Source organism: Shimazuella sp. NTD250 (assembly GCF_059510375.1).
Genome location: NZ_JCAJZS010000011.1, coordinates 20,275 through 28,643, shown reverse-complemented (window position 1 = coordinate 28,643; position 8,369 = coordinate 20,275). Strand labels below are relative to the sequence as shown.

Annotated in this window: 9 protein-coding genes and 1 tRNA gene; 7 read left to right on the top strand and 3 right to left on the bottom strand. The window is 35.8% G+C overall.

Annotation, left to right across the window (positions count from 1 at the left end):
* The first annotated feature begins 745 nt into the window (after window positions 1-745).
* Window positions 746-1,150: an EthD domain-containing protein gene (locus AC5WOF_RS19030; RefSeq protein WP_496051522.1), complete on the top strand. Its 405-nt coding sequence runs from the start codon at window positions 746-748 to the stop codon at window positions 1,148-1,150.
* 51 nt (window positions 1,151-1,201) lie between these two features.
* Here AC5WOF_RS19030 and AC5WOF_RS19025 read toward each other — a convergent pair whose 3' ends face one another.
* Entirely contained in the window at window positions 1,202-1,876 is a 675-nt protein-coding gene (locus tag AC5WOF_RS19025) for a uracil-DNA glycosylase (RefSeq protein ID WP_496051521.1), read from the bottom strand.
* A gap of 125 nt (window positions 1,877-2,001) precedes the next feature.
* Window positions 2,002-3,375, bottom strand: a complete 1,374-nt coding sequence (locus tag AC5WOF_RS19020; protein ID WP_496051520.1) for an amino acid permease — start codon at window positions 3,373-3,375, stop codon at window positions 2,002-2,004.
* Between the two features lie 248 nt (window positions 3,376-3,623).
* Here AC5WOF_RS19020 and AC5WOF_RS19015 point away from each other — a divergent pair.
* The 6 genes from AC5WOF_RS19015 to AC5WOF_RS18990 all read left to right on the top strand — a co-directional run bounded on the left by AC5WOF_RS19015 (window position 3,624) and on the right by AC5WOF_RS18990 (window position 7,741).
* Window positions 3,624-3,699 (top strand) — tRNA-Thr (locus AC5WOF_RS19015).
* 261 nt (window positions 3,700-3,960) lie between these two features.
* Window positions 3,961-4,512 carry a TetR/AcrR family transcriptional regulator gene (locus tag AC5WOF_RS19010; RefSeq protein ID WP_496051519.1) on the top strand — a complete coding sequence of 184 codons (552 nt, stop codon included), beginning with the start codon at window positions 3,961-3,963 and terminating at the stop codon, window positions 4,510-4,512.
* A complete protein-coding gene (locus tag AC5WOF_RS19005) occupies window positions 4,512-4,883 on the top strand; it encodes a DMT family transporter (protein WP_496051518.1) in 372 nt (123 codons plus the stop codon). Before AC5WOF_RS19010 ends, AC5WOF_RS19005 begins: the two co-directional genes overlap by 1 nt.
* Window positions 4,884-5,179: 296 nt before the next feature.
* The gene (locus AC5WOF_RS19000) at window positions 5,180-5,647 is read left to right on the top strand and encodes a DinB family protein (protein WP_496051517.1); all 468 of its coding nucleotides are present in this window, start codon (window positions 5,180-5,182) and stop codon (window positions 5,645-5,647) included.
* Window positions 5,648-5,983: 336 nt separating this feature from the next.
* Window positions 5,984-6,346, top strand: coding sequence for a hypothetical protein (locus tag AC5WOF_RS18995; protein ID WP_496051516.1), 363 nt, complete (start codon window positions 5,984-5,986; stop codon window positions 6,344-6,346).
* A 555-nt stretch (window positions 6,347-6,901) separates the two neighbouring features.
* Window positions 6,902-7,741 (top strand): GNAT family N-acetyltransferase, encoded by an 840-nt coding sequence (locus tag AC5WOF_RS18990; protein ID WP_496051515.1) that lies wholly within the window; start codon window positions 6,902-6,904, stop codon window positions 7,739-7,741.
* Window positions 7,742-7,808: 67 nt separating this feature from the next.
* On the opposite strand, the gene AC5WOF_RS18985 is transcribed toward AC5WOF_RS18990, so the two are convergent.
* Window positions 7,809-8,171: a YndA family protein gene (locus tag AC5WOF_RS18985; protein WP_496051514.1), complete on the bottom strand. Its 363-nt coding sequence runs from the start codon at window positions 8,169-8,171 to the stop codon at window positions 7,809-7,811.
* Window positions 8,172-8,369: the final 198 nt, after the last annotated feature.

The window sequence follows — 8,369 nt, the reverse complement described above, 5'->3', positions numbered from 1 at the left end:
AAAACCTACCGTTTATGGTGGGTTTTTTTCTTATGTGCCCAGCAAGCCGTTAAAAGGGCAAAAAAAGGGGAGTTTCTAGCACTCTCGAAGAAAAGCAGGTCTTAGTAAAGTAAAACAGATCTAGATGCAGGTTGGATGAAACGACCGAATAAACCGCAAGGCTTTCATTATTTAAGCCATACAAGTATAGATTGTGCAAACGGTATAATAATTGCTAGTTGGTGAAAGTCCAACCGAGGTAAGCGCCAAGTCGCCTCCGCAGCTGACAGTCAACTGGTGGGAAGATTTTAAATTCGTTTCGTAGGGAATTTTATGTCTTGGGATATTCCATGAGTTATTTATAAAAAGGTTTGTTGGCTATATCGTTTTTTTTATAATTTATTGTGAATGGATTTTTATGTTTCTTAATCATTCTTTTTCTAATTGAAAGTTATTATACTTATAAAATCACAATATTTATACAATAGGAATCCAGTATATACTATACTAGTATTAGGTATCTAATCAAAATCGACTTTAGATGAGTATGACTATATAAATGTTTCATACTTTAATTCCATTAGGAATGATAATCTATAGATTATTAGGGAAATACTAGAAGAATTTATATGCTCCAATATGTATCTCATTTAGGTTAATTCAAATTGAATGACTTCATTTATTAAAGAGGGAGTAAATAAGTATATGATTTGGGACGAGTCGCTCCCTTTGTGATTTTACATATGGAGTAGTTTGGGAGGCTACTATGGTAAAAGTGCAGGGATTGTATAGAAACATCAATGATTTAGAGGGATTTGAAACATATTATACAAAGGTAATTATCCCAAAAATATTAAGTGTACCTGGTGTTATAAAAATTGATTTTACTATTCTCTATCATTCAACAGATAAACAACCAGAAGGGTTAAATGATATCCATGTTGTTACAGAGACTTATTTTGAATCAATAGAAGAGATGAAACGAATACTTAGTTCGGAAGAAGGAGTAGCAATCTTAAAGTTGGTTTCAGCTCTTGGTGAAGATGGTACTGAAATCGCAAGTTTCATGGCTCAAGAAAAAGTTGTTTATGCTCCTAAGTGGATAGAGAAAAAAACGGAAGAAGGAGAAGTTATTGAGATAGTTGATCTTAATAATCTTGAAATTTTTTGAGATGAATATACCAAAAAGAGATGTGCCAAGTCAATGGCCATCTCTTTTTGGTTAAAGATTTGGAACTGCCCAATCGATTTCGTTTTTTCCTATGCTGCTCAAGAAATTGTTTGTTTTACTAAAAGGCCTGCTGCCAAAGAATCCGTTTTTAGCAGAGAGTGGGCTTGGATGTGCTGATTCAATGATATAGTGATGTTTGTTTGTGATGAAAGATTTTTTGGCTTGTGCGTGTCTCCCCCAAAGAATAAACACAACTGGTGTTTCTCTCTCATTCAATTTTTGTATGACTTGATCTGTGAAGTTTTCCCAACCCTGGCTTTTATGGGAGTTTGGTGTTTTTTCCCGTACGGTAAGAACTGCATTGAGGAGAAGTACACCCTGTTTAGCCCATGACTCTAAAAAACCATGGTTTGGGATAGCATGTCCCAAGTCAGCCTGAAGCTCTTTGAAGATATTTTTTAAGGAAGGCGGTTGTTTTACTCCTGGTTTTACAGAGAAACTTAACCCATGTGCTTGTCCAGCTCCATGATATGGGTCTTGCCCTAAAATAACTACTTTTGTTTCTTCATAAGGAGTAAGATGAAGTGCATTGTATATATCGTCTTTTATAGGATAAATAGTTTGTGAATTGTATTCATCCACTAAATATTGTCGTAGTTGTTGGTAGTATGGTTTTTCAAACTCACTTCCGACCACGTCGAGCCAGTCATTATGTAAAATGGACATATTTTCACCTCATTTAGTATATACGTTCTATTATGACATACTTTTTCTGTTAATTTGGTAGCAATCTTGTTAAAGTTATGAAATTGGACAAAAAAACTGGAACCAATAATGTGGTTCCAGTTTAACTATGTTTTGTGTTTACGTTTTTTCACTACCTGATAACCGATAGCTAAAATAATAAACCAAATAGGTCCTACATATAGAGCGATTCTTGTTTCATCATTAAATGCAAGTAAGACGATAACTAGAGCTAAAAAGAGAATGACAATCCAGTTAGTAACAGGGGCACCTGGCATTTGAAAGTGACTTCGTTTAATTTTTCCAGCTTTCACTTGTTGGTGATACTTTAAATGGGCAAACATAATAATGATCCAAGTCCAAACAGCACCTACTGTCCCGATACTTGTGATATATGCAAATGCTTGCTTTGGAATAAAATAATTCAAGGCAACGCCGATAAGGAGGAAAAGGGTAGAGATAGTAATTGCTCTTCCAGGTACACTCCGATCGTTTACTTTTTGAAACGCTTTTGGAGCTTGTGCAAGGTTGGAAAGATTAAATAACATTCTCCCTGAGCTGAACACACCACTATTGCAGGAAGATAATGCAGCGGTTAAGACAACCATATTGATAATCATTGCGGCTCCTGGGATGCCTACTTTTTCAAAGGTTAATACAAAAGGGCTGACATTTTCATTTAAACCTACCCAAGGGTAGATGGCCATAATCACTGCCAAGGAGCCAACATAAAAAATTAAGATTCGCCAGATGACACTATCTACAGCTTTCGGTATGGTTTTATCTGGGTCTTTCGCTTCTCCAGCCGTTATCCCGATTAACTCCACCCCGATGAAAGCAAACATCACCATTTGAAGAGATAGAAAGAGTCCACTTATTCCATTGGGTACAAAACCACCATGGCTCCATAGGTTGGAAAAACCAGTAGCATGACCATGGTTTCCGATTCCAGTAAATATGATTAATAATCCTACAAGAATAAGAACAACAATAGTTACTACTTTGATCAATGCAAACCAGAATTCTACTTCTCCAAACACCTTTACAGCAATCATATTAATAATGTATATAACAACTAAAGAAATTAAGGCAGGTATCCAATTCGCTACCTTTGGAAACCATAGGTGGACATATTTTGCGATAGCTGTTATCTCTGCCATCCCGATCACAATCCACATAAACCAGTACGTCCATCCTGTAAAAAATCCAGCCCATTCTCCGATAAATTCTGTAGCATAAGTACTAAATGAACCAGACACAGGTTTGTACATGACTAGCTCACCCAGTGCACGCATGATGAGGAAAATGATCATTCCAGCTACAATATAATTAATCAGTATTGCAGGTCCAGCGGTTTTTATGGCTGTTGCTGATCCGAGGAAAAGCCCTACACCAATAGCTCCACCAATGGCAATAAGTTCAATATGCCGGCTCTGTAACTCACGTGATAAACCATGTTGTGAGTTTTGTTTTTTCGACAATCGCATCCACTCTTTCCTATGTAAAATACAGCATATCTATATTTTTCTTTGTTACATTCTGCATTCCCTTTTAGAATTTGTTGAATGAGAAAAAATATGTAGTGCAGGGTAGTTAAATGGAATAAAGGCTAACTTCACATTGAGTAATAATGAAATGTGGGTTTATCGATACAATAAAGAGAAATTGGATTTGACTAATCTGTTCATCTGACATATAATGATTTGGTCAAAATACGTATATTTCCTATGCTGGTGTAGCTCAGTTGGTAGAGCACTTCACTCGTAATGAAGGGGTCGCAGGTTCGAATCCTGTCTCCAGCACCACTCGAAACCCTTGTGTTTACAAGGGTTTTTGTTTTTTCTTGAAGAGCATAACCTTGATTAGAAATATATAATGGTGTCTATTGGTGTTCAAAGTTCAAGCGATTCACTTTAGAAATCAATAAAAATAACGAATTGAAAGTAAATTCCTGTATAGGAACTTACTTTAGATAAAACTCGCACTTTACACATTCTGTGAACCTCGATGCCCTCACTTGAAATAAAACCGTCCAGACGGTATAATATGGTGGGTGGTGATAAAAGTTGACTTCAAATAAAAAAAAGTTAAAAAGAGAACTGATTCTTAGAACTGTTTCACAGATTGTACATGAAGAAGGAGTAGAAAAACTAACATTAGAGGCTGTTGCAAAAAGAGCAGGCATAAGTAAGGGGGGATTACTGTATCATTTTTCCAATAAAGATGCCTTGATTCTGGGTATGATCGAACATCTATCCGATCACTTTGTAGGAAAGTTTAATAGGAGGGCAGAAGATGAGCATCATTCCAAAGGAAAGTGGACACGATCTTATATAGATACATCGTTTTACGGAGAAAACTATAGGAATGATCTGTACACTGCCCTTTTAGCAGCGCATTTTACTAATCCTGAGATGCTGAAACTGTTACGGGATGAGTATGCTAAAATTCAGGATAAAATCGAAAATGATGAATTAAACCCTGTTCGTTCTACGATCGTCCGTTTAGCAATAGATGGTTTATGGTTTGCCGAAATGTTTGGGCTGGCTCCTCCAAAAGCAGAGCTCAAACAAAAGATTATTGAGGAGTTGAAGGCGAGTATTAAGGAGGATTCATAATGGCATATCTTTTTCTGGCAGTCTCTATTATTGGTGAACTGATTGGAACTTCTATGCTTAAGGCATCAGAAGGATTCACTAAGATATTTCCAACATTATTCACTATCATCGCGTTTCTTATCTCTTTCTTTTTTATTTCTTTAGCTCTCAAAACACTTCCTTTAAACATGACTTATGCCATCTGGTCAGGGGTAGGAGCTGTTGCCACAGCACTGATATCGGTACTGATCTGGAAAGAAAAAATAAATACTGGAAGTATTATCGGGATTTCTTTAATCGTAATTGGAGTTGTGATTTTGAATTTATTCGGTGCAGCTCACGGTGAGACAGATAGTACAAAAGAAACGACAAACTCATCTATTCCAAATTAAGACTAATAGTTCCTAAGTTTAGACAGAGTACTAATAAAATGTTGGAGGGACTTCTTTATATGAATGAAAGAACTTTATAATCATTTAGACTCTACCTATTGTGGAATTATCTAGAATCTCGACTAGAGCAGTTACCGTCTCACTACCCCTAAATGAACATTTTCAGGGAATATGCAAAAAAAAACATTCGCTGTCTATTTAAAAACTTCTTTAAAAGTTAGATTTCTTCACTGACTACCTTTGTCAGGGTTGACGTTTTAAAATGAAAGGGACAAGAATTAAGGAGGCGACCAACGATGGTCATGACATTGGAGCAATTTCGCGAAATTTTGGATGGGAATCGTCGTTTAACCATTCGAACAATTGAGGCTTTCCCTGAAGACAAGTTATTCACCTTTGCACCGGTAGAACCGCTTCGGCCATTCTCAAAAATGATTTTAGAGATACTAGATATTGAACGTGCATATATTCGCGGTATCTCTCTCAATGAATGGGAATTTAGCCGACCTTTTGCTGGTGTTTCGACCAAAGCGGAACTTTTAGATGGTTGTCATGAAACAAAGGAGGATGTGCAAAAATGGTGGCCAAAAATCACCGAGGAACGGTTGCACACCGTAGAAAAAGATCCCTTTTTTGGTGGTGAAATGAGTCATTTCGAACGTCTTCATTATGCGTTGGAAAATGAAATCCATCATCGAGGCCAAGGTTTTATTTACTTACGGTTACTCGGGATTGAACCGCCAGCGTTTTGGGAGCGACAATAAAAAGGGACAACATTTTCATTTAACCCGGATTCGTTTCTGGTTTTTTTATACCAGTAGCCATAGGTTCGAGCCCTATCTCCAGCACCACCCTAAATCCTTGTGTTTACAGGGGTTTTTGTTCTTTCTTGAAGAGCATAACTTTGTTTTGAAATATATAATGGTGTTTATTTGGTGTTCAAAGCTCAAGTAATCCATTAAGTCTGAACGTACAATTTTCTTTTTTGGAACAATGACCTCCAAAAAACATTACACAAGAGAGTATAATAGTGATAATATTGGAAATATAGTCATTTAATACAAAAATGACTAATACATATACTGGAGTGGATGTTTGATTTGAAAAGATTATTTTCTTTTGTTGCCTTATTGCTTGCATTGCTCACATTGAGTTCGAATGTGTTTGCAGATCAATCCTCGACAACAATTTTTTTGCAACCTGGCACTGCAAGTAAAACTTCTGGAAAAATATATTTGCAATCTGGACAGAAGTTAAAAATCAATGTAAATAGCTATTCCGGTCATAAGGTTTACTACAAAGTATTTGCTGAATTAACTGGGAAAGTCGTTAAAAGTGGATATGTACCATCCGATAAATCCGTTGCTTATAATGTAGGTGCTCCTGTAGGATATTATAAAATCTCGCTCATATGTACACCCAAAGATTGTGATGTGGAAGGACGTATAGCTGCGAATTACTAGACTGCTACACAATATAGCTGTAAATATTTACAGGATAAGTTAGACTGGTTACAATGATGTTTTTGATAAGATACAATCATATGCCTCCTATATTAGAGGTGAGTAAATTTATAATGAACATATGATTCGTAGAAGGTTGCCCAAGTGGTGACCTTTTTGTGTTGTAAGGGTGTCTGCTGTTTCTATACTACTATGCAAGGGGGAAATTCTTTAATAGTGGGTTCTCAAAAACATGGCATGTCTGCCAAATCTGTTCATACTCCCTTTCTCTGTTTGTTTTTCTACAAAACGTATGGATATCAGTATCCATTATTATCCTCTTAAAGTAACTGATGAAATCTTCATCCCATCTGTACCTGAAATTCTAGTGCGGAAATTGTCCGCAAAAATGCCATTTGGCCACATTTTGACCATGCACTTTGGTAAAATAGGGTTACTAGGAGGACATTTGTGGTTCCAATAGAACCAATATGCATGTTCTTTATTCCATTTTAAATAAAGATATATTTTAGATCATATTTATTCACACTTTAATTAGGAGTAGGTGTTTTTTTATTGAACGAAAGTCATACAGTAATTAAAAGAATTCATACCTATAATGCATTAAAAGAAGTAGCTGCCATACGACGTGAGCTTTGGCCAAATGATGGTGAAGTTGCTTTGGATCATATGAAGTTTATTTCTGATCATGGTGGAATTATTTTAGGGGCTTATCGGGATAATCAGATGGTTGGCTATGTCTATAGTTTCCCTGGTTATCAGCCAAATAAAGTGTACCTGATCTTACAAAATATTGGTGTTCTCCCTGCTTATCAGCATCAGAAGATAGGAGAATCTTTGATGCAATATTTAAAAGAGGAAGCCAAAAGATTAGGATATCAAGAGATAATATGGACATATGAACCGTTAGAAAGTGTGAATGCATATGTATACCTTCATAAGATGGGTGCGGTATCATCTGAATATCTAAAGAATTGTTATGAAGATGATGGAAATGGCTTATCGGTTGATCGTTTTCTGACCCGCCTAGATCTTACTCATCCCCATCAGGAGTCTTTGGAAATACCAGATACATTGATTGACCAATCATATAAGATTCAATACAACAAAGATAACCATAATCTAAAGTTAGATTTTTCAGATTTAGAAAAATATCCATATGTTCTTATACCTGTTCCTTCTCATTTACAGTCTATTCGTTCTCGTATGGAACTTCACAGTTGGAGGGCTTTCACACGCTCCCTATTTTTCCAGCTTTTCAAAAATGGATGGGAGGTTTTTAACCTGTTGAAAAATGAAGATTCTGATTCCCCTATTCATTATTATGCTGCAAGAAAAAAACATGAAAACGAGGAATTTTCATTATTGGGGAACAATTCAGGAAGGTATATATGAAAAAGAATCGAGTAGGTATAGTTATCTCTTCCTACTCGATTCTTTTCAGTTATTTGCTGAAACTTTATCAATCATAAACAGTAGCAGATGTACCATCAGATGAGGCATGGTAATAAAGTTCTGCTTTTTTATTAGTTCCATCTACAAACTTATCAACATTGAATGTCTGACATTCACCGTCACTTAAGTATGTAGTACCTACATAATCATCTGCATTATCTGGATCATACTCATACAGATTAAATTCAATTATACCGACGGGAACATGAGCACAAAATTTTATATATCCCCCACCAGAATAAAAGATCTGCGACTGTTTAAAAGTACCAAGTTTCTGCCAACCAGCAGAATCAGCAAATGCTGATGTAAACGGAATGGCAAGCGCAATACTAGCAAGAGCAATGGAAATACCAAGTTTCTTCAGTTTCAAACCCTATTCCCCCTAAATGAAATATTTTTCTAGAAGAAGACTCCTTGTGTTGAGATTGCCACGAATCATTTCAAAAAGATGATGTAATTCATGTAACAATCTTAGTATAATTTTAAACTATACAATAAAATCTATTTTACTAAATGAAAATATGCAAATCAATAATAATCTTATAAAGATCATAAATTATTTCATAGG

Bases quoted from the DNA above. Each gene is read 5' to 3' on its own strand.
- AC5WOF_RS19000 (WP_496051517.1), top strand. From the start codon at position 5,180: ATGGTCATGACATTGGAGCAATTTCGCGAAATTTTGGATGGGAATCGT.
- AC5WOF_RS19005 (WP_496051518.1), top strand. From the start codon at position 4,512: ATGGCATATCTTTTTCTGGCAGTCTCTATTATTGGTGAACTGATTGGA.
- AC5WOF_RS19025 (WP_496051521.1), bottom strand. From the start codon at position 1,876: ATGTCCATTTTACATAATGACTGGCTCGACGTGGTCGGAAGTGAGTTT.
- AC5WOF_RS19030 (WP_496051522.1), top strand. From the start codon at position 746: ATGGTAAAAGTGCAGGGATTGTATAGAAACATCAATGATTTAGAGGGA.